Origin of the sequence: Rheinheimera baltica DSM 14885 (assembly GCF_000425345.1) — a bacterium.
GTDB classification, from domain to species: domain Bacteria; phylum Pseudomonadota; class Gammaproteobacteria; order Enterobacterales; family Alteromonadaceae; genus Alishewanella; species Alishewanella baltica.
Genome location: NZ_AUDG01000054.1, coordinates 1 through 26,170, shown reverse-complemented (window position 1 = coordinate 26,170; position 26,170 = coordinate 1). Strand labels below are relative to the sequence as shown.

The 26,170-nt window shown below is 44.8% G+C and carries 21 protein-coding genes, 1 tRNA gene, 2 rRNA genes and 1 pseudogene; 6 read left to right on the top strand and 19 right to left on the bottom strand.

All coding sequences use genetic code 11. The features are described 5' to 3' along the window. A pseudogene (locus H595_RS22560) lies at positions 1-306 on the top strand (IS4 family transposase); the annotation flags it as partial. Positions 307-350: 44 nt separating this feature from the next. Here H595_RS22560 and ffh read toward each other — a convergent pair. After that, complete coding sequence (ffh, locus tag H595_RS0115690; protein ID WP_027672066.1) at positions 351-1,718, bottom strand: signal recognition particle protein; 1,368 nt, start codon at positions 1,716-1,718, stop codon at positions 351-353. A gap of 149 nt (positions 1,719-1,867) precedes the next feature. Here ffh and H595_RS0115685 point away from each other — a divergent pair, with 149 nt between their 5' ends. Together H595_RS0115685 and H595_RS0115680 are read left to right on the top strand one after the other, a co-directional pair. After that, positions 1,868-2,674, top strand: a complete 807-nt coding sequence (locus tag H595_RS0115685) for a cytochrome C assembly family protein (RefSeq protein ID WP_027672065.1) — start codon at positions 1,868-1,870, stop codon at positions 2,672-2,674. A gap of 38 nt (positions 2,675-2,712) precedes the next feature. Further along, complete coding sequence (locus H595_RS0115680) at positions 2,713-4,008, top strand: HlyC/CorC family transporter (RefSeq protein ID WP_477996714.1); 1,296 nt, start codon at positions 2,713-2,715, stop codon at positions 4,006-4,008. A gap of 45 nt (positions 4,009-4,053) precedes the next feature. Here the strand turns inward: H595_RS0115680 and H595_RS0115675 are convergent, their stop codons facing one another. From H595_RS0115675 to rluD, 6 genes are all read right to left on the bottom strand, one after another. Continuing rightward, on the bottom strand, positions 4,054-4,686 hold the full coding sequence (locus H595_RS0115675; protein WP_027672063.1) for a transglycosylase SLT domain-containing protein: 633 nt from the start codon (positions 4,684-4,686) through the stop codon (positions 4,054-4,056). 69 nt (positions 4,687-4,755) lie between these two features. Further along, a complete protein-coding gene (gene gshA, locus H595_RS0115670; protein WP_027672062.1) occupies positions 4,756-6,363 on the bottom strand; it encodes a glutamate--cysteine ligase in 1,608 nt (535 codons plus the stop codon). 315 nt (positions 6,364-6,678) lie between these two features. Further along, positions 6,679-7,518 (bottom strand): CDP-diacylglycerol--serine O-phosphatidyltransferase, encoded by an 840-nt coding sequence (gene pssA / locus H595_RS0115660; RefSeq protein WP_027672061.1) that lies wholly within the window; start codon positions 7,516-7,518, stop codon positions 6,679-6,681. A 127-nt stretch (positions 7,519-7,645) separates the two neighbouring features. After that, positions 7,646-10,225, bottom strand: coding sequence for an ATP-dependent chaperone ClpB (gene clpB, locus H595_RS0115655; protein ID WP_027672060.1), 2,580 nt, complete (start codon positions 10,223-10,225; stop codon positions 7,646-7,648). A 93-nt stretch (positions 10,226-10,318) separates the two neighbouring features. After that, complete coding sequence (gene pgeF / locus H595_RS0115650) at positions 10,319-11,059, bottom strand: peptidoglycan editing factor PgeF (RefSeq protein WP_027672059.1); 741 nt, start codon at positions 11,057-11,059, stop codon at positions 10,319-10,321. A gap of 4 nt (positions 11,060-11,063) precedes the next feature. Further along, positions 11,064-12,038, bottom strand: a complete 975-nt coding sequence (gene rluD, locus H595_RS0115645; RefSeq protein WP_027672058.1) for a 23S rRNA pseudouridine(1911/1915/1917) synthase RluD — start codon at positions 12,036-12,038, stop codon at positions 11,064-11,066. Between the two features lie 123 nt (positions 12,039-12,161). On the opposite strand from rluD, the gene H595_RS0115640 reads away from it, so the two are divergent. Further along, positions 12,162-12,908: an outer membrane protein assembly factor BamD gene (locus H595_RS0115640; RefSeq protein WP_027672057.1), complete on the top strand. Its 747-nt coding sequence runs from the start codon at positions 12,162-12,164 to the stop codon at positions 12,906-12,908. Between the two features lie 100 nt (positions 12,909-13,008). Here H595_RS0115640 and radA read toward each other — a convergent pair whose 3' ends face one another. Then, on the bottom strand, positions 13,009-14,370 hold the full coding sequence (radA, locus tag H595_RS0115635) for a DNA repair protein RadA (protein ID WP_027672056.1): 1,362 nt from the start codon (positions 14,368-14,370) through the stop codon (positions 13,009-13,011). A gap of 119 nt (positions 14,371-14,489) precedes the next feature. Here radA and H595_RS0115630 point away from each other — a divergent pair, with 119 nt between their 5' ends. Then, positions 14,490-17,024, top strand: coding sequence for a PilZ domain-containing protein (locus tag H595_RS0115630; protein ID WP_027672055.1), 2,535 nt, complete (start codon positions 14,490-14,492; stop codon positions 17,022-17,024). Here H595_RS0115630 and H595_RS0115625 read toward each other — a convergent pair. Together H595_RS0115625 and serB are read right to left on the bottom strand one after the other, a co-directional pair. Continuing rightward, positions 16,992-17,888 (bottom strand): alpha/beta fold hydrolase, encoded by an 897-nt coding sequence (locus tag H595_RS0115625; protein ID WP_027672054.1) that lies wholly within the window; start codon positions 17,886-17,888, stop codon positions 16,992-16,994. The genes H595_RS0115630 and H595_RS0115625 overlap by 33 nt on opposite strands. A gap of 2 nt (positions 17,889-17,890) precedes the next feature. Next, complete coding sequence (serB, locus tag H595_RS24285; RefSeq protein WP_027672053.1) at positions 17,891-18,967, bottom strand: phosphoserine phosphatase SerB; 1,077 nt, start codon at positions 18,965-18,967, stop codon at positions 17,891-17,893. Positions 18,968-19,039: 72 nt separating this feature from the next. On the opposite strand from serB, the gene H595_RS0115615 reads away from it, so the two are divergent. After that, positions 19,040-19,633 (top strand): AhpA/YtjB family protein, encoded by a 594-nt coding sequence (locus H595_RS0115615; RefSeq protein WP_027672052.1) that lies wholly within the window; start codon positions 19,040-19,042, stop codon positions 19,631-19,633. Here H595_RS0115615 and H595_RS0115610 read toward each other — a convergent pair. The 9 genes from H595_RS0115610 to H595_RS0115565 form a co-directional block, all read right to left on the bottom strand. Next, complete coding sequence (locus H595_RS0115610) at positions 19,613-20,458, bottom strand: TatD family hydrolase (RefSeq protein WP_027672051.1); 846 nt, start codon at positions 20,456-20,458, stop codon at positions 19,613-19,615. The two genes, H595_RS0115615 and H595_RS0115610, sit on opposite strands and share 21 nt — an antisense overlap. Further along, on the bottom strand, positions 20,449-21,087 hold the full coding sequence (gene pdxH / locus H595_RS0115605) for a pyridoxamine 5'-phosphate oxidase (protein ID WP_027672050.1): 639 nt from the start codon (positions 21,085-21,087) through the stop codon (positions 20,449-20,451). The genes H595_RS0115610 and pdxH overlap by 10 nt, the downstream gene beginning before the upstream one ends. A 1-nt stretch (position 21,088) precedes the next feature. Further along, on the bottom strand, positions 21,089-22,828 hold the full coding sequence (gene argS, locus H595_RS0115600; RefSeq protein ID WP_027672049.1) for an arginine--tRNA ligase: 1,740 nt from the start codon (positions 22,826-22,828) through the stop codon (positions 21,089-21,091). A gap of 12 nt (positions 22,829-22,840) precedes the next feature. After that, on the bottom strand, positions 22,841-24,427 hold the full coding sequence (gene prfC / locus H595_RS0115595; protein WP_027672048.1) for a peptide chain release factor 3: 1,587 nt from the start codon (positions 24,425-24,427) through the stop codon (positions 22,841-22,843). 188 nt (positions 24,428-24,615) lie between these two features. Beyond that, positions 24,616-25,056, bottom strand: a complete 441-nt coding sequence (rimI, locus tag H595_RS0115585; RefSeq protein ID WP_027672047.1) for a ribosomal protein S18-alanine N-acetyltransferase — start codon at positions 25,054-25,056, stop codon at positions 24,616-24,618. Positions 25,057-25,191: 135 nt separating this feature from the next. Further along, positions 25,192-25,524, bottom strand: coding sequence for a hypothetical protein (locus H595_RS0115580; protein WP_027672046.1), 333 nt, complete (start codon positions 25,522-25,524; stop codon positions 25,192-25,194). A 9-nt stretch (positions 25,525-25,533) separates the two neighbouring features. Next, positions 25,534-25,610 (bottom strand) — tRNA-Trp (locus tag H595_RS0115575). Positions 25,611-25,867: 257 nt separating this feature from the next. Continuing rightward, positions 25,868-25,982: ribosomal RNA gene (gene rrf, locus H595_RS0115570) — 5S ribosomal RNA — on the bottom strand. A 96-nt stretch (positions 25,983-26,078) separates the two neighbouring features. Then, a 23S ribosomal RNA gene (locus H595_RS0115565) occupies positions 26,079-26,170 on the bottom strand; the annotation flags it as partial.

Genomic DNA, 26,170 nt, shown 5'->3' with positions numbered 1-26,170 from the left:
CTATGGGGGGTGTTGCTCGCTTACAATTTAATTCGATACAAAATGGTATTGATGGCCAAGTCCCTTAAAAGTGTATTCCCAAACCAACTGAGCTTTAGAGATGCCTCATCGCACATCATCCACAAGCTCACTCTGATGCCAATTTATGCGCCGGGTAATGTGCCCGGATTCATCTTGGAAATAGAAAAAAATGCCAGTCAATTCAAGCTTGAAGGAAAGCGAGAACGCAGTTATCCAAGGACGCTAAAGGTATCGAAAAATCGCTACCCGGTGGCTAAAAGTAAAAATGCCGCTCACCTTAAGTGAACGGCATTAGGCATAAAGCCGGTTTTTCGGATCAAACTAACGCCTTAGCGCGGTGGTAGCATACCGGGAGGAAGCTTTCCGCCCATGCCACGCATCATCTTCATTAAGCCGCCTTTACCTGACATCTGCTTCATCATCTTTTGCATCTGGGTAAATTGTTTCAGCAGCTGATTAATATCCTGCACCTGTGTGCCAGAACCTGCGGCGATACGTTTTTTACGCGAGCCTTTTAGTAAGTCTGGAAATTCTCGCTCTTTTGGCGTCATTGAATTGATAATGGCTTCCATTTTCACAAACTGCTTATCGCCCATTTGGTTCATGGCACCGGCAGGTAAGTTTTTCATGCCCGGCAGCTTGTCCATCATAGACATCATGCCGCCCATACCACGCATTTGCACCAGCTGTTCACGAAAGTCTTCTAGTGAAAAGCCTTTACCCTTCATCATTTTTTGCGCCATTTTGGCGGCTTTGTCTTTATCGACTTTCTGCTCAAGCTCTTCAATCAGGCTCAGCACATCGCCCATACCTAAAATACGGGAAGCTATGCGGTCGGGATGAAACGGCTCTAATGCATCCGTTTTTTCACCGGTACCAATAAATTTGATTGGCTTACCCGTAATATGCCGGATTGACAACGCCGCACCACCGCGCGCGTCACCATCGGCCTTGGTTAAAATAACGCCCGTCAGTGGCAGAGCATCATTAAAGGCTTTAGCTGTGTTGGCTGCATCCTGGCCGGTCATTGCGTCAACAACAAACAGCGTCTCAATGGGTTTTACTGCGCTATGCAAAGCTTTAATTTCGTCCATCATCTCACTGTCAACGTGAAGACGACCGGCGGTATCAACCAACAGCACATCAAAAATGCGCGTGCGCGCATGAGCAATAGCCGCGTTAACAATATCAACTGGCTTTTGCGAAATATCGCTGGGGAAAAACTCAACACCAATATCTTTAGCTAGCGTTTCCAACTGTTTAATTGCCGCAGGGCGGTAAACGTCCGCTGACACCACTAATACTTTTTTCTTTTTCCGTTCAGTTAAAAACTTGGCCAGTTTTCCTACAGAGGTCGTCTTACCGGCACCTTGTAAGCCTGCCATCATAACTACAGCAGGTGGTTGTGTATTTAATGCCAGTTCTTCATTTGCGTCGCCCATGGCCTCTTCTAAGGCTTTACGGACAATTTTTAGAAACTCCTGCCCTGGTGTTAAGCTTTTACTGACTTCAAGCCCGACAGAACGCTCTTTAACGGTAGCAACAAAATCCCGCACTACTGGCAGTGCCACATCGGCTTCTAGTAATGCCATACGCACTTCGCGCAGGGTATCTTTAATATTGTCTTCAGTTAATCGCCCGCGGCCGGTAATGTTTTTTAACGTGGCACTTAAACGATCAGAAAGGTTTTCAAACATGATTTTGCACTCAGCTGCGATAATGTAATCGATTATATCAAAGACTGCCGCCATAAGCAGCCGTTAAGAAACTGTTGACTACAGCGCTGGGCATATGGTGAAAGTTGCAATACAATATCAAGTCATCGAAATGAAAGGAAATACCACAGATGTCCACGGCGCTGCTAACTGCACTGGCTTTAATTGCATATCTGGTTGCCACCGGTTCAGTGTTGTTGCGCATATTTCATCCGCAGGGACCACACTTCAAAACCACCTTTAGCGCTGCAGTAGCCGGTTTAGTTCTGCATATGCTGGTACTGGCTGGCATGTTATTTACCGATCAGGGTCAAAATTTTAGCCTGCTAAATGTCAGCTCCCTGGTGTGTTGGCTTATTACTATGGCTGTAACGTTAACAGCACTTCGCACGCCAACAATTTTACTATTGCCGGTGGTGTATGGTTTTGCTGCGCTGGTGCAGCTAGCAGTACTAACGTTACCACACAGTATCCAGTTACAGCATTTTGAGCAGAATATTGGCTTGCTGGTACATATATTACTGGCGTTCATTGCTTACGCCATTCTGATTATGGCGATGCTGTATTCGTTTCAAGTGAGCTATATCAACAATAAATTAAAACAAAAAGATTTCGCAGCAATGACACGCCATATGCCGCCGCTTGTTCAAGCTGAAGTTTTGCAGTTTCGTCTGTTGTTGGCCGGCACCGTATTGCTGGGTTTGGCGCTATTGGTAGCGGCACTGTTTATGGATAACTGGCTTGCACGAGAAAATTTGCATAAAAATGTGTTTAGCTTACTCGGCTTCATAGTATTTTCTGTACTGTGCTGGGGGCATGCCCGTAAAGGTTGGCGCGGTAAAACAGCCAATATTTTAACCATCAGCGGTGCCACCTTGTTAACACTAGGCTATTTTGGCAGCCGTTTTGTCCGCGAAGTGCTGCTTAATACACTTTAACCCTTGACTCAACAGACACTTCGTAATATCAAGTACAGGTGTTTGGCAATACAGGTAATTTACTCTTGGACGACATATCGACGAGTACGCTGTTTATTATTTTAGGCGTACTTCTATTCATCTCTGCCTATTTCTCAGGATCAGAAACAGGCATGATGTCTGTTAACCCTTATCGTTTAAAGCATTTAACAAACGAGAATCATAAGGGCGCTATTCGGGTCAGCGACCTGCTAAAACGGCCTGATCGCTTAATTGGCCTTATTCTTATTGGCAATAATCTGGTTAATATCGCCGCCTCGGCTATAGCAACTATTATTGGCATGCGCTTATATGGCGACGTTGGTATTGCCATCGCGACGGTCGCGCTGACAATGGTCGTGCTAGTATTTGCTGAAGTTACGCCTAAAACTATCGCAGCATTGCACCCCGAACGCGTGGCGTTTCCAAGCTCAGCATTGTTAAAACCACTGCTAAAAATATTCTACCCATTGGTATGGCTGGTGAACTTCATTACTAATGGCATCCTCGCGGTAATGGGAATTAGCCCGGAAAAACATCAAGGCAATAGCTTAAGTGCTGAAGAATTACGTACAGTTGTGCATGAGGCAGGGGCGTTAATCCCTGAGCAGCACCAAAGTATGTTGGTAGGCGTACTGGATTTAGAAAACGCCACCGTTGAAGATATTATGGTGCCGCGCAATGAAATTGTGGGTATTGATATAAATGACGATTGGAAAGACATAGAACGCCAACTGGCTAACGTGCAGTACAGCCGTATTTTGCTTTACCGTGACAGCGTTGATGACGCCATCGGCTTTGTGCACCCCCGGGAACTTATGCGTTTACTGTTGAAAGAACAGTTAACTAAATCGACGTTGATGCGCGCGGTTAGCGAAATTTACTTCATTCCGGAAGGAACACCGCTTAATACCCAACTGATGAAATTTCAGCGCACTAAAGAGCGTATAGGTTTGGTTGTCGACGAATACGGCGATATACAGGGGCTGGTGACACTGGCAGACATTTTGGAGGAAGTGGTGGGTGAATTTACCACGGATATCGCAGAAGACAGCAACGAAGATATTAAACCGCAGCCTGATGGCTCTTATCTGATAGACGGCAGTATTAACTTACGCGATTTAAACCGTGAAATGCATCTTGAACTACCCACCGATGGTCCCAAAACACTTAATGGCTTAATCCTGGAATATCTTGAAGAAATACCTCAAGGCAACCTTAGTATTCGGTTATCTGGCTATCCAATGGAAGTAATAGATGTACAAGATAATATGATTAAAAGCGTACGGTTATTGGCGCACCTGAAGAAAGATTAAATCGATGGTAAAAAACCGGCGCTGCCGGTTTTTTTATGCGCTAATTTAGCTAAAAAACATGCGCCACAACCAGCCTCTTTGCAAATCTTCTTCACATGTTTTTAATTGCGAAGCATAGTCTTTTGCCCGACTATCAACCTTTTTGGCCACTTGAACTAACCAGGCCTTGTTTCGATAGGTACCGCGTTTATAACCACCCCATCCTTCGTGATAATTAAGATATTGGGCGTAAGCATCCCATTTCGACACACCATTTATACGCTGGCTCTTGCTGATATACCAGCCCATAAAATCAATGGCATCATCAAAGTTATCGCGACTGGCCCAAAACCGGTTTGCCTCTTTAACATATTCATCCCAGGTAACGGTTTTAGCCTGTGAATAGCCATAAGCTGAGCTTGCACGACCATAAGGAATGAAACCCAAAAACCAGCGCATTGGTGGCTGGGCATTATGTTTAAAGCTGCTTTCCTGGTACATCATGCTCATAGGTACATGGATAGGCACGCCCCACTTATCACGCATATCGGATGCTGCATTATACCAGTCGCGGTGTTCTAAAAAGATGTCACACAGGTTGGAGGTATTTTTCGGCGGTGGTGTAGCGCAACCAGCCAACAAGGTCGATGAGATAACCACTACTAACGTAGTTTTGAATGCTAATTGAACTTTTTTCATACACCTGATTCTAACAAGGTGAATGGACGCAACCAAGTTTTATTCTCCCTGGATACCAATTACGGCTACCTACTCGGTAGCCGATTTTTTATTGTCGCATTCAGGCACTTCAGCAAAGTATTGAGAAATATATTGCTCGAAACTCACGTCATCTTGCTGCTCAATTTGGTATTGTTGCGCTAAAGATTGTGTCGCTGCCTCAATAAACTGCTGCTCACTATAAAACTGGTAGCTCTCTTGCAATAACTGCTGTTTATATTGTGCAGACAGTTGCAACATAAAATGACCATTATCTTGCTGTTTCGCCAGCAATTGGTTTAACACCTGGCCCGACAGTGTATGAGCGGGGTCTAATAAACATAAATAAAACTGTTTTAATGCCGCAGAATAGTCATTAACGTTGTGCGCACTATCAAGATAGTGCGCTACCGGCATCATATCGGCAAACAACTCTTCTGCCCAATCAAGCATTAATCTGGGTTGGCCGTTTTGCATAATCTCTAAATTATTGCGCCGGCCGTCCGTAACCACTTTCTTTAAATTCTGCTCAGTTATCGCTTGCTCTGCAGCAGATAATTCCGGACTGTCCTGCAACAAACAGTACAGTAAAAACACATCTAAAAAGTACATTTGCTCGGCACTAATGCCAATGGGGCTAAAAGGATTTACATCCAAAGCCCGTACTTCAATATATTCAACACCACGCTTTGCTAGCGCACAGGTTGGCCGCTCGCCAGATTCAGTAGTCCGTTTAGGCCTGATAGTGGAGTAAAATTCATTCTCAATCTGCAAGACATTGGCGTTTAGTTGCTGATATTCACCGTCTACCTTAACACCAATATTGCGGTATTCTTCCGATGGCATACTAATAGCGGAATGCAAACCCGCAATATATTCCTCTAAATTATTGTAAGTAATATTAAGGCTGGATTGTGCACTGTTGGTATAGCCTAAATCACTCATACGTAAAGAGGTTGCATAAGGTAAGTACACTGTCCCCTTACCTAACTCTGCAAAGTTATAGCGGCTTGATCGCCCCTCTAAAAATGATTTACACATTGCCGGCGAGGCGCCAAACAAATAAACAATTAGCCAAACATAGCGCTTATAGTTGCGGATCAACGATAAATACTGTGATGAAATAAAGTTCTGTAATTCACCAGACTGCTCCAGCTGTTGCTGATAATGCTGCCAAAATACTTTGGGAAATGAAAAATTAAAGTGCACGCCACTTATCGCCTGCATCATACTGCCATAGCGGTTATGTAACCCTTTACGATACAAGGTTTTCATCTGCCCGACATTAGAGCTACCGTACTGAGCAAAGGGTATTTGCGTTTGCTCTTTAATAAAACACGGCATACTGCCTGCCCAAAATTGCTCGTCATCAATATTATTAATTGCAAAACGATGAATATCGGCCAGTTGGGCTAAGGTAGTGTCAATTTTGTCACTGGCAGGTGTAATAAACTCAAGAAGGGACTCGGAAAAGTCAGTTGTTATCCAGGGGTGCGTTAAAGCCGCACCTAATTGCTTAGCATGGGGGGTCAGTGCAAGTTTACCATCGGCTTTTACCCGCAACGTCTCGCGCTCAATACCGTGCTTAATGCCAACTATTGCTTGCTTATGTTGCGCTGAATTAAGCACAGCCAGGCGTTGTTGTAAAGTTGAGCCCAAGGTAATTCCTTAATAAGGTAAATGTCTGTGTTGAAATTGGGGCGCGAAAACAAAACTCAAGACTAAGGTTGAATTTAGCCAATTAATTTCAACAGTATCACAATACAAGTTAAGCATTTAATGTCTCAATACGTTAACTTGCCTGAATGCTTACTGCAAATAATGATTTTGTCACCTACCGAGCACTAAAGTGGTTATAGCGCCAACTGACAATCGACCAGGTTAACCACACGCAATGAAACCGGCCGCATTATTGAAAAGTGTGGTTACAAAAAACTCCGCCAAAGCGGAGTTTTTTGTAACCAACGACCATTATTAGGATTTATTATCCTCTGACTTTACAGGCTCAGCTGCCGCATTTTCTGTAGGTGTTTTTTCTGACTCGTCAAAATCGGCATCATCTGAATCCCCTACGACATGTTCGAGTTTTAACTTGCGCACGCTGCGGATTGTAGTAATTGGCCCTGAACAGGCGTAAATAAAGAATATACCAAACAACATTTCTGCAGGACGCGCGGCAATAACCACAAATACCAGTACCACTAACAGAATCGTCAGAAATGACACACGGTCGCGCCAGTTCAAATCTTTAAACGAGTTATAGCGGAAATTACTGACCATCAGTAAACCCGTTATGATAGTGAGTAACCCGACCAAATACCCAATATTACCACCATTAATTTCATAGGTACTGCCGGTCCACACCATACCTGCAACAATGGCCGCTGCAGCGGGGCTAGCTAAACCTTGAAAGAAGCGACCGTCTGTAACACCTAAATTTGCATTAAAACGTGCCAAACGCAGTGCAGCGCAAGCCACATAGACAAAAGCAGCCAGCCAACCAAACTTGCCATATTCTGCCAAACCCCAATTATAGGCGACAAGCGCAGGGGCCATGCCAAAAGACAGCATGTCAGACATACTATCGTACTGAGCACCAAACTCACTTTGCGTGTTGGTTAAACGAGCCACACGGCCATCTAAGCCATCAAAAATCATTGCGACAAAAATAGCCACAGCGGCGGCCTCAAAGTGCCCGTTCATCGACGCGACTATGGCATAAAACCCGGAAAACAAGCCCCCTGTAGTTAGCAAATTGGGTAACAGAAAAATGCCCTTACGTGGGGCGGTGTCATTAGTCTTTGACTCAGTCATATAGCAACTTCTGCGTTATGGAATTACGAATGATTATAAGTGACATACCTTAACATGGATAGCCTAATGGCAAAAGTGACCGTCTGGACGGTCACTTATAAGGCAGAGGCAAACACACTTTCATGGTTTAAACATGGCTACTTACCAAAAACTCAGAACCATTGTGGTCTAAAACAATCGTGCTACCGGGCATGACGTCACCTTGCAGCAACGCCTGCGCCAAAGGGTTTTCCAGATATTGCTGTATAGCCCGTTTTAATGGCCTTGCGCCATAAAGTGGATCAAAGCCAACGTCGGCTAATTTATCCAATGCCAGATCTGTAATATTAAATTTATATTGCCGCTCTGCGAGCCGCTGCTCTAATCGCGCAAGTTGGATCTTAGCAATACTGCGTATTTGCGTGTTATCCAATGGATGGAATACTACCGTTTCGTCCAGCCGATTGATAAACTCCGGACGAAACTGCTTGGTAAGTACCTCCATCAGCATCGTTTTCATTTGCTCATAACTGTACTCACGATAATGCTCTTGAATAAGATCGGATCCCAGGTTGGACGTCATAATAATAACGCTGTTTTTAAAATCGACAGTACGGCCTTGACCATCTGTCAACCGGCCATCGTCCAACACTTGTAGCAAGATATTAAACACATCCGGATGGGCTTTTTCCACTTCATCCAACAGCACCACGGAATAGGGTTTACGCCGCACTGCTTCAGTTAAATAGCCACCTTCTTCGTAACCAACATATCCCGGTGGCGCCCCCACTAAGCGAGATACGGCATGCTTTTCCATAAACTCTGACATATCAATGCGAACCATGGCATCAGGGCTATCAAATAGAAACTGCGCCAGTGATTTAGTAAGCTCCGTTTTACCCACCCCGGTAGGGCCTAAAAATAAAAACGAGCCTATCGGTTTATTAGGATCTGAAAGGCCGGCGCGGGAGCGTCGAATGGCATTAGCAACAGCAGCAACCGCCTCATCCTGGCCGATAACTTTTTCGTGCAGTGCTAGTTCCATTCGTAGTAACTTGTCACGTTCACCTTCAAGCATTTTACTCACAGGAATGCCGGTAGCTTTGGACAACACATCAGCAATTTCCTGCTCGGTCACTTTGTTACGCAGTAAGGTGTTGTCATGCATTTCAGCTTGAGACGCTAAGTCGAGTTTTTTCTCCAATTCAGGAATACGACCATATTGTAGCTCAGACATACGCTGCAAGTCGCTGGCACGGCGTGCCACCTCTAAGTCCAAACGCGCCTGCTCCAGCTCGGTTTTAATGTTTTGTGTGCCTTGCAATGCAGCCTTCTCTGACTCCCAAACTTCGTCCAACTCATTGTATTTACTATCAAGTTCGCGAATTTGTTCCTGGATCATGTCACGGCGCTTTTTCGTTGCGTCGTCGGTCTCTTTAGCCAAAGCATTATCTTCGAGTTTTAACTGAATAATGCGCCGCTCTAACCGATCTAGTTCTTCCGGTTTAGAGTCCATTTGCATACGAATACTGGAAGCAGCTTCGTCAATTAAATCAATAGCTTTATCTGGTAGCTGCCTATCAGACACATAACGATGCGACAAGGTGGCCGCCGCAACAATTGCCGGATCGGTGATTTCTACTGCATGGTGTAACTCATAACGCTCTTTTAAACCGCGCAGTATGGCAATGGTGTCTTCAACACTGGGCTCTTCCACCAACACTTTTTGAAAACGTCGCTCAAGTGCAGCGTCTTTTTCAATATATTTTCGGTATTCGTCCAGCGTTGTGGCACCAAGACAATGTAGTTCACCACGCGCCAGCGCAGGCTTTAACATATTGCCCGCATCCATGGCGCCTTCAGCTTTACCTGCGCCCACCATGGTATGAATTTCATCAATAAACAGAATGACCTGCCCTTCTTCTTTGGCCAGTTCATTAAGCACAGCTTTTAACCGCTCCTCAAATTCACCACGGTACTTGGCGCCAGCTAACAACGAGCCCATATCCAGCGACAACACCCGCTTGTTTTTTAATCCCTCAGGCACTTCTTTATTAATAATACGTAGCGCCAACCCTTCGACAATGGCCGTTTTTCCGACACCGGGCTCACCAATTAGCACAGGGTTGTTCTTAGTTCGACGTTGTAAAACCTGTATACAGCGGCGGATCTCTTCATCCCGACCAATCACCGGATCTAACTTACCCGCCTCTGCGCGCGCTGTTAAATCCACCGTATATTTGGTGAGTGCTTGTCTGGAATCTTCAGCGTTAACGTCATCAACTTTTTGACCTGCACGCATATGTTCTATTGCTGCCGTTACATTTTCTTTAGTCACGCCAATTAAACGCAGAATTTTACCCAAATCAGACTTATCTTCAGTGGCTGCCTGCACAAACAACTCACTGGAGATAAACTGATCTTTGCGTTTTTGCGCCAATTTGTCGCATTGCTGCAGTAACTGCGCAGTAGCAGAAGATAACTGTAAGTTTGCGGCATCGCCCTCAACCCGAGGTAAACGATCAATGACTTGGCTAACCTTTGAACGTAGCTCGTTAAAATTAATAGCAAGACGATTTAACAGCTCTCGAACAGTGCCGCCCTCCTGGTTTAGCAACGCAAACATCAGATGTACCGGTTCAATAAACTGCTGATCCCGGCCAAGCGCCAGTGACTGCGCATCGGCAATAGCCTCTTGAAACTTACTGGTAAATTTATCTAGTCGCATTTATGGCTCCTACAAGCACAACACTGTTATGTCATAAGATTGGGTGCTATTGCTGGAAATTCAAGCATAAAAACGTCAAAAAATTGACTTAGATCAGTCTAGCCAGATTGCACTAGCCATCCGGCCTGTTTGTCCGTCACGACGATAGGAAAAAAATAGTTCTGATTGCTCATATGTACAGTAGTGACCACCAAAAATCTGTGTCACTCCACATTGCACTAAACGTTGCCTTGCCAACAAATAGATATCTGCCAGCCACTTTCGGTTTGCTTTTGCTATAAACGCCAGTTCAGCTTGGGCGGAATGTGCAGTAAAAGCGGCTCTAACCTCATCCCCCACTTCAAAAGCAGTAGCACCGATAGCTGGCCCCAAATAGGCTAGCACGTTAACCGGCTGACTAAAATGTGCTACGGTTTTTTCAATCACGCCATGGCATAAACCCCGCCAACCAGCATGCACAGCAGCCACCTGAGTACCATCAACATCACATAGCAAAAGTGGTAAACAGTCTGCTGTCATTACGGTACTCACTATGCCTTTTACCGAGGTAACACTGGCATCTGCGCTCAGCCCCGACACACTGTTATGTGATAGCCTTATCACATCAGTACCATGCACCTGATTTAACCAAACTGGAGCAGACGGCATGCATGCAAGTTGCTGATACCGCAAGCGGTTTTGCGCAACATCACTGGCTATATCGGCAACGTGCTCACCCAAATTGAGGCTGCTATACACACCAGTGGAGCAACCACCATCACGGGTGCTACACACTGCACGCACATGTTGTGGTGCAGGCCAGTCAGGAATGAGTAACGCGGCGCGGTTAGTCATCACTTTATACGTAGTCTAAGCCATGCTCTTCAGTGTCGGCTCGCAACGCAGCATTTAACTGCACCATGTCATCAGGAATTGGCGCATGCCACTCTAATATTTCGCATGTAATAGGATGAGCTAAACGTAACATAGCGGCATGTAATGCCTGGCGCTTAAAATTGCGCAATACCGTAAGTAAATGTTCATCTGCTTTGCGCGGCGGACGGGGCCGACCTGCATATACCGGATCGCCAACCAATGGATGGTTAACAAAGGTCATATGTACACGAATTTGGTGCGTGCGGCCAGTTTCCAGGCGTAACCGCAGCCGGGTATGGGCCCGGTATTTTTCCATCACCCGAAAATGTGTAGTGGCCGGTTTACCCGACTGGCTTACCGCCATATGCGTGCGTTTGGTTGGGTGTCGGCCAATAGGTTCATCAATAGTGCCACCACCGGTCATGGCACCATGACATACGGCCTCATACTCTCGGGTAATTTCACGTGCTTGCATTGCTTCAACCAAATGGGTCTGGGCAGGAATAGTTTTCGCCACTACCATTAAGCCGGTTGTATCTTTGTCTAAGCGTTGAATTATACCGGCACGCGGCACTTCGCCAATACCCGGGCAATGGTGCAACAACGCATTTAGCAAAGTGCCATCTGAGTTGCCCGCGCCAGGGTGAACCACTAAACCGGCAGGTTTATTGATAACCAGGATATGTTCATCTTCGTAGACAATATTCAGGTCAATTGCTTCAGCTTCAAAACGCTCGTCTTCAGGCAATTCAGCCAAAATATCAATCTGTTCACCGCCAAGCATTTTTTCCCGCGGTTTATTGTGTACTTCGCCACTAATTTTCACTGCGTCGGCTAAAATCCACTCTTTTATGCGAGATCGCGAATAATCGGGGAACATTTCTGCCAGAACCTGATCTAAGCGTTTACCAAAAAGATGGTCTGGTACAATTTCTGAAAGTTTTAGCTGTTTTGTCATAACGGAAGCAGTTATCCTGTGTGCAACCCCGGCAGGTCTGGGGTAGAATCGCAATAAGATGTATTTTAGCGATTTTACGTCAGACTAGACAGCCATTTAGCTCAAGTAGTAACGGATTTTTAAATGAAAGCGAATTTTTTACTGATTTCAATGCTGGCGTTAACGTTAACAGCTTGCGCTGGCAAGCCAAAAGACGTGCCTAATAGCACACAAACAGCACAAACCATGTATCAACAAGCAAAGGAAGTGCTAGATAAAGGGTTATATAACAGAGCAATCGAAATGCTCTCTGCGGTTGAAAATCGCTATCCATTTGGCCCTTTAGCCCGCCAAATACAATTAGATTTGATTTACGCCTATTACAAAGCGGGTGACGTGCAAAAAGCCCTTGCCAGTATTGACCGTTTTATTCGTTTGAACCCGAATCATCCTGAATTGGATTATGTGTATTACATGCGGGGATTGAGTAACTTACAAGCTGATGAAAATGCGTTACATGACGCTATGGGTATTAATCGGGCTGACCGCGATTTAGCCAGCACACGCCAAGCGTTTGACGATTTTAAAATTATGATTTCAAGCTTCCCGCAAAGCAAATATGCGGCTGAAGCTAAAAAACGCATGCTAAGTATAAAAGATACTCTTGCTCAGCATGAACTGCTTATTGCGGACTATTATATGCGCCGAGGAGCCTACCTGGCTGCAGCCAACCGCGGTAAGTATATTGTAGAGTTTTATCGAGACTCTGTACTGGTAGAGCAAGCTTTGGAAGTTATGGTAGAAAGCTATGACAAACTGGGGCTAACCAAGCTTAAAGAAGATACCTATCAAGTACTTAAACTTAACTTCCCGCAGAATAACACCTTCTGATAAAACAACCCCGCGTTTGCGGGGTTGTTTTTTTTAGCACTGTTGCAAGCAATGATTACAATAAAACCAGAACTTTGAAGGATAATCGTTATTTGATTGACTAAATAGCTTCCAGCGCCTCAGCTAACTTGCTGACGGCAATAACTTCCATACCAACGATGGGCTCTTTTGGACAATTCGCTGCCGGCACTATTGCTCGTTTAAACCCATGCTTGGCCGCTTCTCGCAAACGCTCCTGTCCACTGGGAACAGGTCTAATTTCACCAGCAAGCCCTACTTCACCAAATACAACTAAGTCATTTGGTAGCGCTTTATCACGAAAACTAGACACTAGCGCCAGTAAGGTAGCTAAATCTGCGCTGGTTTCATTTACTTTAACGCCGCCAACCACATTCACAAAAACGTCTTGATCTGCCATTTGGATACCCGCATGACGATGCATTACCGCCAGCAACATTGAAATTCGGTTTTGCTCCATCCCCAACGTGACGCGACGCGGATTGTTTAGGGGGGAATAGTCAACCAAACCCTGTATCTCTACCAATAGGGGGCGGGTGCCTTCCCAAAGCACCATAACAATACTGCCAGACTGATCTTCCTTACCACGCGTCAGGAAAATGGCAGAAGGATTCTTAACCTCTTTCATACCTTGTCCAGTCATGGCAAAAACACCAAGCTCGTTTACTGGCCCAAAACGGTTTTTATTTCCGCGTAAGGTGCGGTAGCGATTGTCACTGTCGCCATCAAGCATGACCGAGCAGTCAATACAATGCTCCAACACTTTAGGGCCTGCCAAAGAGCCGTCCTTCGTAACATGGCCCACCATAATAATGGCTATGTTATGCTGCTTGGCGAAACGGGTTAAAAAGGCAGCACTTTCACGCACCTGTGACACACTGCCCGGTGCAGACTGAATATCGGCCAAATGCATTACCTGAATAGAGTCGATAACAATAATGCGTGGTTTTTCCTGCTGCGCAAGATGACAAATGGTTTCAACGTTGGTTTCTGCTAACATTTTAAGCGCATTGGTTGGCAAGCCCAAACGCTGCGCCCGCATAGCCACTTGCTGTAACGACTCTTCACCGGTCACATAAAGCGCATTACCTTGCTGCGCCAAACCGCACATTATTTGCAACAATAAAGTACTTTTACCCGCGCCTGGATGACCACCAATCAAAATGGCAGACCCTGGTACAATCCCCCCGCCCAATACACGGTCAAACTCAACAAAGCCGCTACTAAAACGCGGCACTTCTTGCAAGTCAACTTCATCTAGCCGCATGACTTTGGCTACCGCCGCCCCAGCGTACCCCTCTAAACGGCTATTTTTACTGTTACCGCTTCCCAACCTGACTTCACTGACCGTATTCCATGCACCACATTCTGTGCACTGGCCTTGCCAACGCACAAAATCTGCGCCACAGTCGCTGCAAACATAAGCTGTTTTCACTTTTGCCATATTTATTTTCTCAGACCAAATGAAAGGCATGGATATTGCTTTTCAATTTGTAACAACGTAGCGTACTACAGATTATAACCCTAAGATGCCGGTATTTTGGCATTTAACCTGACTGAATTATGACAGCAGCAGATTTACAACAATATATCGGCGTTATAGACCGGATGAAAAGTTTGCTTAACTCAGCAGACTTTGATCAGGTATTTAGTTTATTGACGTCAGACCTGCCTAAATCAAAACAATTCCTATTGAAAATGGAACTGAAACGCATGGCACAACCATGCAATTATTTCATTGATTTACGTGGTCATGTAGATGGTGATGTAAAGCCCTACGATTATATGGGTAAAACCCATTACATGGATGAGAATGCGGTTAAAGTATTTGAAGCAGGCTTAAAACAATATGGCAGTTTTACGCTGGGTTTATATGAAGAAGTACTAAATACCGAGAACAATTTTCGAGTAATGCATCGTAAACAAACAGAAGACCGTGTTCGCGATGCGTTACAAACTAATACTGCCAAGCTGGCACCACTGCCAGACAGCGAAGAACGCAGTGACGCACACTACGCGACCATCATTCACTTTGGCAACTATAATGCACGACGTGATGAGCGTATGCATTACAGTATCGATATAGAGCTTGAGCTAGACAATAGTGCCAAGCGGGTGCGCGCCAGTTCAACAGACCTATCCGTATCAGGCAGTAAGATAAAGTTACAGCAACCGATTAAAGGCGTCATTGGTAGTATTGTTAAAGTCCATTTTACCGGGCTAGAGCAAGAATTTGTGCTTGGTTTAGCCGATGGCGTGTCTTATAAAGTTGTCGATATCGATCAACAAAGTAACAATACGTATTGGCGCTTGCAGCGGCAGCAAAATGAAAACGAACAACAGTTTGTCGAATTTCTGCAAAACTTTATCAATGCGAACAAAAGACGTTATAAAGTTAATCTTGATAACGTTAGTCAAAGCATGCTGAGCAAAGGTTATGAACAGTTTTACTTACCCAAAACGAATACATTACCGGTTTTTATTGCGGTAAAAAATAGCCAACCAGTGCCCATTTGCGCACTAACCACTGACTATAACAAAGCGGTATGGCAGTACTTTCTTGATGAACAACATCAAGCAGTGTTTATCAGTATCTGTCATGTAAAACGACTTAAGCGTTTATTACAACAAACGTCATTGGAAATGTCGACGACCCTATATAGCTTTACTCACGCGGTGAAAGGTAAGTTATTTTACTATTCAGCCACGCGTGAGGAACTCTCTGAATCCGAAGCATTAAAGGAACTATTTCTTGGCTTTGGTTCCAGCAAACCTAGCTGGCGGGTGTTTCATCTAAGCTTATTACGTACTAACGCTGCACAGGCTGAAATTCCGTCGACCATACCGGAACAAACGCAGGCAAAAACTGAGACAGGACTTAGTAGCCTGATTAAAAACTTTATTCAGGATATACGCTATATCGTTAACCTGACGGATATCACTGGCAGTGACAATACTTTTTGGTATCAAACTTATCCTGTTGATCAGCAAAAATTCAAGCTACTGGCACAATTTGGCCATAAGAAACTTGCAAGTCAGCCGCCCTGTCAGGCTGTTGCAGTGCAATACGTCAACTTGCGGTCGGAGTCTCGCTACCTATATAAAACCGCAGTTACGATCAGTGACAACGAAAATCAAGCTGAATTAAATGGACATAGCCGTGACTTTTCGTCAAAAGGGTTTCAATTAGAAACGGTTTTACCGGTTAGATTTCAAAAAGGTGATTTACTGCTACTAAATTTGCCTGACATGCAGAAGATTAGCAGTAAATATGAACTGCAGGCTTTGCCATACGAGGTAATGGCCGTTAGCAAAAGTCGCACAATTATGAACTTACTCGCAGCTGAAGGCACAGAACCACATGTAGGAAGATTATTTTTTCAGCAATTGATACAAAACAATCGAGCCAAGCTGACACTTGCTGAGGAAAGTCCTAAATACCCTGGTTTAAATGTTGCACTACGTAATTTATATTTAAATTCACAACACCATTTTGCACTTTATGTACACAGAAAAGGTATTCGCTACGAAATTGATACTATCGCTAAAGGTAGCACAGGCAACAGTTTGCACACCTTGCTTAGCATTTACAGTAAAGACCCGGCAAAACTTGATGTAAGTCTGATATTACAAAATCATGCCACCAGCCTGCAGTTCACTCAGCAATTGAAGCAAATGAAGCGGTTTGATAATCCCAAACCTAGCGAACTTTTGATCACCGTTAGTCGCTTAACTGCAACGGATAAACCCAATCTGCAATGCCGTTATGATTACGAGTTTAGTTCTGAACAAGCTAAGCAAGAATATGTACTTAATGCGCTGCAACACAATGTGCTGTTTTGCTACAAACTACAATTGTCGCGTACAGGCAGGCCTGACACTGACTTTATCGCGCCAGAATTAAGCTACATTAGTGCGTACGCGCTTCACAAAGCTAAACAGTTAGAAGAAGAACTCTGGAGTGTCGCTGGCGTAATTGATGCAATTGATATTTCATCAGAATTACCTTGGCGCTTCGGCGCAAAGACAGATTTAATTCAAAACCACGACCAACGCAAACTGACTTTACTGGCTCAATTGCAGCAACCAGTCGCGTAACTCTACAAAGTGATCATCAACCGCATTTGGATGCGTTAGCATAGAAATATGGTCATAATCTTGCAAATAGCCGGCATCTTTTGCTAGCAAGGTAAAGCGTGCTTGCTGCGAGGTTTCAGCAATAAATGCTTTCACATCGTCAGGATGCCCCAATAATCGATCATTCTGGGCGGCAAAGTGCCAAACTGGTGGCCAATTCAGTTGTTTACTGGCGTGCGCATAATCAAAATGATCACTAATGTCTTGATAGCTATCGCCTTTAATCCAACACACGGTATCCTGTAAAAATTGGTAGGGCTCATCATCATTACCCATTCGCCATTTACGGGCCGGGAAATAACCATATTTGCGACCGAGCCAAGGAGCAATGATATTCCATACCAGGTCAATCTTCAGTTTTCGTTCAAGGCTTTGTACGCTGATTACCCGTTTACTGCCAAAACACACTTTAACAGCAACTTTTGCAGCCAGCTCAGGAAATCGCGCTAAACACGCCGCGGCTAATACACCGCCCCAAGAGTGTGCTACTAACACCACAGGTTGCTGATGTAACGCAAATACATAGTTAATAAGCGCAGGAATGTCTTGGGTGATCATTTGCTGTTGGCTTTGCGTAAACCCTTCAGATACATGAGGTTTAGACAACCCCCTGCCAGCAAAATCCGGGCAATATACCATAAAGCCATTGTCGGCAAGGTAGCTGCCTAGCCCATTACCCGAAGCACTATAAAATATACGGCCGTTCTCAATGGCGCCATGCAACATTAACGCAGGAGCGTTTGCCGGTTGAAACGGCAATAATCGGCGCACATGCAGTTGATATGAGCCTAAATCCAAATAATGCGAACTTTGCTGATGCTTCATGCTTAGTCTAGTAAGTACAAGAGTTGCAACAAAGAACCTTGACGAATAGCCGCCTTGGCCTGCGCCTGTACCTTGGGTTTAGCATGAAATGCAACCCCTAGAGCCGCCGCGTTAAGCATGGGTATATCGTTCGCGCCATCACCAATAGCTACGGTCTGACTAACGTCTATATGATACTGTGCAGCTAATAAATTCACCACTTGCGCTTTAGTATTGGCGTCAACAATATCACCCAATACCTTACCAGTAAGCAGGCCATCCGCAATTTCCAATACATTGGCAAAGGTAGCGGTTAAATTCAGTTGTGTTTTTAACGCATCAGTAAAGTAAGTAAAACCACCCGACGCAATAGCAACTTGCCAATTATGGGCTTTCAAGTGTGCGACTAACTGTATTAAACCTGGCATCAAGGGTACAGCGTCTAATACTTGCTGTAATACTTGTTCTGGCGCCCCTTGCAGTTTAGCTACGCGTTGCGTAAGGCTTTGAGCAAAATCAAGCTCTCCATTCATTGCTCTGGCTGTTACACTGGCCACCTGCTCACCTACTCCGGCCAATTTTGCTATTTCATCAATACATTCAATCTGTATTGCTGTCGAGTCCATATCCATAACAAGTAAACCAGGCAGATTTAAAGTTGGCCGGGCGCTCAAATACACCAATTCAATATTCAGTCGTTGTGCCAAATCAGTAAGTTGTTGCTGCAAGTCTATCGTCAGAGGTTGCGTAAGCTGTAGCTCCAATGCCCTATCCAATTCAGGATGCGGTTGATACAAGCGGCAAGATATTGCGGTATCGGGGCTTAGATGCTTAAACAGTGAAACCATAGCCGTCCAGATAAGCCCATCGCCGAATAGACGTATCACGTTTGTTGTTGAATTCGAGCAAATGGGAAATGCTGCACCTTCTGGTAGTGACAAAACATGATTACTATGCAGTAAAACAGTATCTTGCTGACAAAGTAGCGCGTAGTGATTGTTAGTAGTTAGCAGATCAAGGGGCGACTCAATCTGTTGATGAATAGTTGGGATCTGATAAAAAAACGACACGCTAGTACCTATACTTGGCAGCACAGCCATGGCATGCTACACGCCTTTACGACGTTATTTTAATGTAGCAACTACTATTTTAGCCAGTGCTTGATGGAAATTATGCAGAACCATATCCCAATACCGAGCAGTACTTCAAGCACTATTAAGCTGCTGCAAATTGCTATTGCAGTAATGGGTATTTGGTTGCTATTACATAGCTGGGTATTAACGCAACAACAAGGCAAACTGTTACTGCAGCAACAAAGTAGCCAGTTAATGCGCGAAACGCTTACCGCCTTGTCTCACACTGCGGCCTATTTGATTGAACATGATGAGCTGGACGGGCTGGAACAACTTACTCAGCACATTGCCGCCAGTCCTTATTTGTACGATGTTGTGGTATATGATGCCAACGGCGTTCGTATGAGCTGGTCAGAAAACAGCGCCCCGGCACGTTTGCTATATGGACCCAACCAGAAAGAACAACTACAAGCCATGGTGCAGCCTATTACCAAGGATCAGCAACTACTTGGCTATATGAAACTGAGTTTAAGGCTGGATACATCACTAAACCAGATCAGTATGTCTTGGCAACAATTAATGCAGCAGTTGTTAGGCATGCTAATTTTGGCTGGGGCAGTTGGTTTTTTATTACGCCGAGGATTTTCGCGTTTGTCACGCCAGTCATTGCGACTACGAGGACCGAAGTCTTAATACATTGCTACTATTTTGCCAAAGTTGCTGAGCAATAACCTCTGGAGACTCTTTTCTTAGCTGACATAACGCGCTAAACACTCTTGCCAATTGAGCGGGAGTGTTTACCTCGCCCTGAAAACCGGCTAATGGCATAGCAGGCGCATCGGTTTCTAATACAAAACAGTTTAATGGTAGTTTTTGCACCGTATTACGGGTTTTACTGGCTCGCTCATAGGTAATAGTGCCTCCAATACCCAATTTAAAGCCCAAATCAACAAACGCCATAGCTTGCTGCTGACTTCCAGAAAAGGCATGCAAAATACCCCCCTCATTAAACTGCTGCCGCTTTAGCTCAGCCAGCAGTTGCGGCTGACTTTTGCGATGATGCAGGATAACCGGCTTATGGTGTTGTTTTGCCAGTGCCAATTGTTCAACAAATAGCTGTTGCTGAATATCGAAGCTGTTTTCAGCTAGCGCATAATCTAGTCCAATTTCACCAACAGCAACAACTGCAGTATCATTTGCTATCAGGAGCTTATTAAGCTCAACCACCGCATCTAAAGAATGCTCAGCCGCCCACCAGGGATGAATACCCAAAGCAACGTACCAATGTGGCTGTTGCTGGTGTAACTGAAGCACATTTTGCCAGGCAGACTGTTGTACGGCGGGGATAACTAAAGCTGCAACACCGGCAAGCTGTGCCTGTTGCCAGTGCAGAGCTTGCTGTATTGCCAGTTCAGGTAAATCAAAGTGACAGTGGGTATCGAACAATTTGAAACCACTACTGCCAGCATTTTGCGCCGCAGCAGTGTCATTGAGAACAGTGTTGTCCGTTAAGGGCATAACCTGTCTATATTCCAGCTGTTATCGCTTTGTTTATTGTACATAAAGCGATCGTGCAGGCGGTGCTCACCGCCTTGCCAGAATTCAATTTTATGCGGTTTTACCAAAAAACCGCCCCAAAAAGAAGGTAACGGCACTTCGCCATGTTCAAACTTATGTTTTATTTCGGCAAACTTTTGCATTAACGCCTGACGAGTAGACACTGGCCGGCTTTGCTCTGACGCCCACGCTGCCAACTGGCTTTCTTTAGGACGCGACAAAAAATACTTCATTACCTGTGAACTCGGTACACGTTCAGCGGTACCGTAAACAATAACCTGCCGCTCCAGCGGGTGCCACGGAAAGTGCAAACATACTTTGGGGTTAGCGCTTAGCTCACTCGCTTTGCGGCTACCTAAATTAGTATAGAAGGTAAACCCCTCAGTGCTGACATCTTTTAGAAGTACCAGTCGCTGAGACGGCTGGCCATGCTCGTCGACACTCGCCACACACATTGCTGTCGGGTCTGGTAGTTCAGCGGCTATCGCATCCTTTAACCAGCCTTCAAACTGGGAAATGGGATCCTCGTTCAATTTATCCAGATCCAACTTATCTTTGGTATAACTACGGCGAATATCGTCGACTTTCATGCTACATACGCTCCATAACCTCAATGCCCAGTAACTCCAGACCTTGCTTTAACAGGCGTGAAGTAAAAATACTTAGCATTAAACGGCTATTACGCTGCGTTGGTTCAACACCGTCTTTTAAAATTGGGCACGCTTCGTAGAATGTCATATACAAGCTTGCCAGCTCATACAAATAGTTACATAGCAGGTTTGGCTGTGCATCTTTCATAACCTGCTGCAACGTTTCTTCAAAGCGCAGTAATTTAACAGCCAACTGCTTTTCAGCTTCTTCGGTTAACGCGAATTCTGCGGTGAAACTGTCAGCAATATCAGCTCGACGTAAAATGCTACGTACCCGGGTGTAGGCGTATTGCAAGTAAGGGGCTGTAGCACCCTCAAAGCTTAGCATTGCATCCCAACTAAAGATGTAATCACTGGTACGGTTCTTCGACAGGTCGGCAAACTTCACCGCACCAATACCTACTTTACGCGCTACTTCGTCGATTTCTTCAGCAGATAAATCGGTAGCTTTGTCTTGCACAACGGCCTTGGCACGCACTACCGCTTCTTCCAGCAACTCGGCTAATTTTACCGTGCCGCCGGTACGCGTTTTAAACGGCTTGCCATCTTCACCCATCATGGTGCCAAACGGACAATGGTCATAAGCAGTGGCATCGCGTAAATATCCGGCTTTGCGCGCGACCAGTTCAACTTGCTTAAAGTGTAAGCCTTGTCGTGCGTCAGTGAAAATAATTACCCGGTCGGCATTAAGGGTATGACTTCGATACTGACACGCAGCTAAATCGGTCGTCGCGTACAAAAACCCCCCTCCGGTCTTTTGCACAATAAAGGGTGATGGGTTACCTTCTTTATCAGCTAGCTCGTGCAAAAACACCACTAACGCGCCCATACTTTCTACGGCTAATTGTTGCGTTTTTAAATCATCAATAATGCCATGCAGCATATCGTTATAAGCACTCTCTGGCTTAATGTCAGCATGCGTTAGGGTGACGTTAAGCTTCTGATAGACTTCATCACTGTGTTTGATCGAGGTGTCGATAAATAACTGCCATAGCTTTTGGCAATGTGCATCACCGCTTTGCAGTTTAACCACATAAGTGCGCGACTTATCAGCAAAGCCTTCTTCATCGTCAAAACGTTTTTTCGCTTCGCGATAAAAATCTTCCAGATCAGCGAGCGCCACCTGTTCTAAATCTACCCCGGCGGCAAGCTTATCTTCCAGGTGAGCGATTAACATACCAAACTGAGTTCCCCAATCCCCCATATGGTTTTGGCGGACGACCTTATCGCCCCAGAACTCTAACGAACGTACTACCGCATCACCAATGATGGTTGAGCGTAAATGCCCCACGTGCATTTCTTTGGCCAGATTAGGCGCAGAGTAATCTACCACTACCGTTTGTGGTGAGGTGTTAGCCGCCACGCCTAAACGCGCATTGCCGCTGGCATGTTGTAGCTGCTGAGCCAACCAGCCCTTTGCTAAAGTCACATTAATAAAACCTGGGCCCGCAATCTCCGTTTTTACCGCAATGCCATCTAAATCCAACTGCGCGAGTAGTTGTTCTGCCAATTGGCGCGGATTGGTTTTCAATAACTTGGCCGCGGCCATTGCACCATTAATTTGATAATCACCAAACTCGACGCGTGTACTTACTGTCACCGCCGCATTGGTGTCAGCGGGTAAGCCCAAGGCAACAAAGGCAGCTTGAGTTTTTTCGGTTAATAAATGCTTAATGTTCATCCGGCTTACCTATTAGTGTTCACGTGTCTTGTGGAATTTAATTTTTGGATAGCGCTCAATCGACAGGTTCAGGTTAACCATTGTCGGTGCGATATACGTTAAGGCATCGCCACCATCCAACGCCAAGTTCTGACTGGCTTTATTTTTAAACTCATCCAGCGCTTTACCGTCATCAGAGTAAACCCAGCGTGCGGTAGACACGTTAACGCTTTCATATAGTGCATCAACGTTATATTCTGATTTTAATCGGCTAACAACCACGTCAAACTGAAGTACACCTACTGCACCAACAATTAAATCGTTATTATCCAATGGACGGAACACCTGTACTGCGCCCTCCTCAGACAACTGTACCAAGCCTTTTAGAAGCTGCTTCTGCTTTAACGGATCGCGCAAACGAATACGGCGGAACAGTTCAGGCGCAAAGTTAGGAATACCCGTAAACTGCATGTTCTCGCCAGTACTAAAGGTATCACCAATTTTAATGGTGCCGTGATTATGTAAGCCAATGATATCACCCGGATAGGCTTCATCTAAATGCTCACGGTCACCGGCCAAAAAAGTTAACGCCTGAGGTATTAGTACGTCTTTACCAATACGAACATGACGTACTTTCATGCCTTTTTCATATTTACCCGACACAATACGTAAAAAAGCGACACGGTCACGGTGTTTAGGATCCATGTTTGCCTGAATTTTAAATACAAAGCCGCTAAAGCCTGTTTCGGTGGGCTCTACAGTACGGCTGTCTGTCGCTCGTGACTGTGGTGTGGGAGCCCAATCGGTTAGGCCATCAAGCATATGGTCAACACCAAAGTTACCCAACGCCGTTCCAAAAAATACCGGTGTTAACTCCCCCTTTAAAAACAGCTCACGGTCAAACTCATGGCTGGCACCTTGCACCAATTCCATTTCGTCCCGCAGCTGAGCGGCGTAATAACCAATACGCTTGTCCAATTCAGGGTTATTCAAACCTTTAATAACATCCAGGTCTTGAATGGTATGTCCCATGCCGGACTTATAAAGGATCACCTCATCACGCAAAATGTGGTAAACACCTTTAAATTCTTTACCAGAGGCAATTGGCCAGGTGATGGGGGCACAAGCAATTTTCAGTACGCTTTCAACTTCGTCTAACAAATCAACCGGATCTCGGATATCACGGTCCATCTTATTCATAAAGGTAATAATAGGTGTATCACGCAGACGGGTTACTTCCATTAACTTAATGGTGCGCTCTTCAACACCTTTAGCGCCATCAATTACCATTAAACAGGAATCAACTGCGGTAAGCGTGCGATAAGTATCTTCAGAAAAATCTTCATGGCCGGGTGTATCAAGCAGGTTTACCAGGCAATCGGCATACGGAAATTGCATTACAGAGGTCGTGACAGAAATACCGCGCTCTTTTTCCATCTCCATCCAGTCAGATGTGGCAAACTGGCCAGATTTCTTTCCTTTTACCGTACCGGCTTTTTGGATCAACTGTCCGAATAACAGTACCTTTTCGGTAATCGTCGTTTTACCAGCATCCGGGTGGCTGATGATAGCAAAGGTACGCCTTTTGCTGACTTCTTGTTGAATTACACCGTTTGTCATTAATATCGTCTTCTGATTAATCGTATTTAAACTGATAAACACAACAACCCAGTTTACATGGGTGTCGTCAGTATAGTTATTTTAACTATTGGGATGGCGGGTATTTTCGCTTATCTGGCACAAAGACACAATCAAAGCCGAGTAAAACGACAAGCTCTGGGGCAATTAATTATTAACCGCAAACCAGATTAAGATAAGTACAAGCACATAATTAACGCATCTTCGCTACCTTGGGCATTTTTGTAGTAATTACGCCTTACATCTACGCAATTGAATCCCTGTTGTTGGTAAAGGGCATTCGCAACTTTATTAGACGAGCGAACTTCCAGCCATAACTCTGCCACAATTCGTTGCTGTAACACAGTTTGTAAGTATTGTAGCAACTGCTTACCGTAACCTTTCCCCTGATAAGCAGGGTTAACACAGATATTAAACAGCTCAGCTTGATCACCCACTATTTTGCAAATAATAAAGCCTAATATTTGATCACCATTGACCAATTTTATGTTGAGGTATAAATCTGAAAAGCTGCTGTCAAAAGCTGAACGAGGCCAAGGATAGGGATTAGCTTGCTGTTCAATTTGGTGTATTACGCTAATATCGGCGGGTGTAAGAGTTTCAAACTTCATCGGGGCATTTCACTTTAAGCCGTTTTAATTGCCCGCAACGTACGCAATATCTTAACAAACGTCAACAGCACATTCTGATTGGTTATTTTATCCATTGCAATTTAAAGTACTGCACGACAAGACCATGTATCAGCACTAACCTGACGCTTCATCCATGTCGTTAATAGTACCCAGTAATAACCAAAGCGCCTTTTTTTGTGCCGGGAGCAATAACTCCGATAGTGGCGGAGTTATCAGTTGCTCCGAATCTAACTCAGACTGTAATAAACCAACTTGAATTACCCAACGTCGTTTTCCAGCGAGTTGAAAATCAATATCTTGAGCGAAAAGTTCAGTTAAATCAGGAGCATTAAAACCTGTTTGCTCTGAAGACTTATCAGTTCTGACAAATGCTTCAGTCAATGCAAGAGGTTTAATTTTCAACGCATCGAGTAGATGCTGCTGGGAAACGCTAAGTAGTGTTTTCATAAGAAGAAGTGGCAGGGGCAGAGGGATTCGAACCCCCAACCATCGGTTTTGGAGACCGCTGTTCTACCAATTGGAACTATGCCCCTGTAGCTTGTGGCGCCATTATACAAAAGCCAGTCCAAAGGTAAAGCAAAAAACGGTGCTAGCACATTCAACTGCATAGAAAATAGACATTAAGGTGATTAATCATACTAGCGTAGCATACACAATAAAGTTCGCCTACTGAGTATTCCTCAATTAGACCGTGAGTTTTCAAGGGTGTTAATAAACATAGTTTAGCGTCTAATCGTTGAATTTTAGGCATAAAAAAACCCCGCTCGATGAGCGGGGCTTCGTATTGGGAGCCTGGCGGTGAACTACTCTCGCATAGCGAATGCTACACTACCATCGTCGCAGCTGCGTTTCACTTCTGAGTTCGGAATGGGATCAGGTGGTTCCACAGCGCTATTGCCACCAGGCAAAAACTGTTTATGCTCTTTAACTTAGCAGGCTGATGAGTATTTACACACTGTACTTTCTTAGCGCTTTATCACGCAAAACATCTTGGGCGTTGTATGGTTAAGCCTCTCGGGCAATTAGTATGAGTTAGCTTAACACATCACTGCGCTTCCACACCTCACCTATCAACGTTGTGGTCTCCAACGAC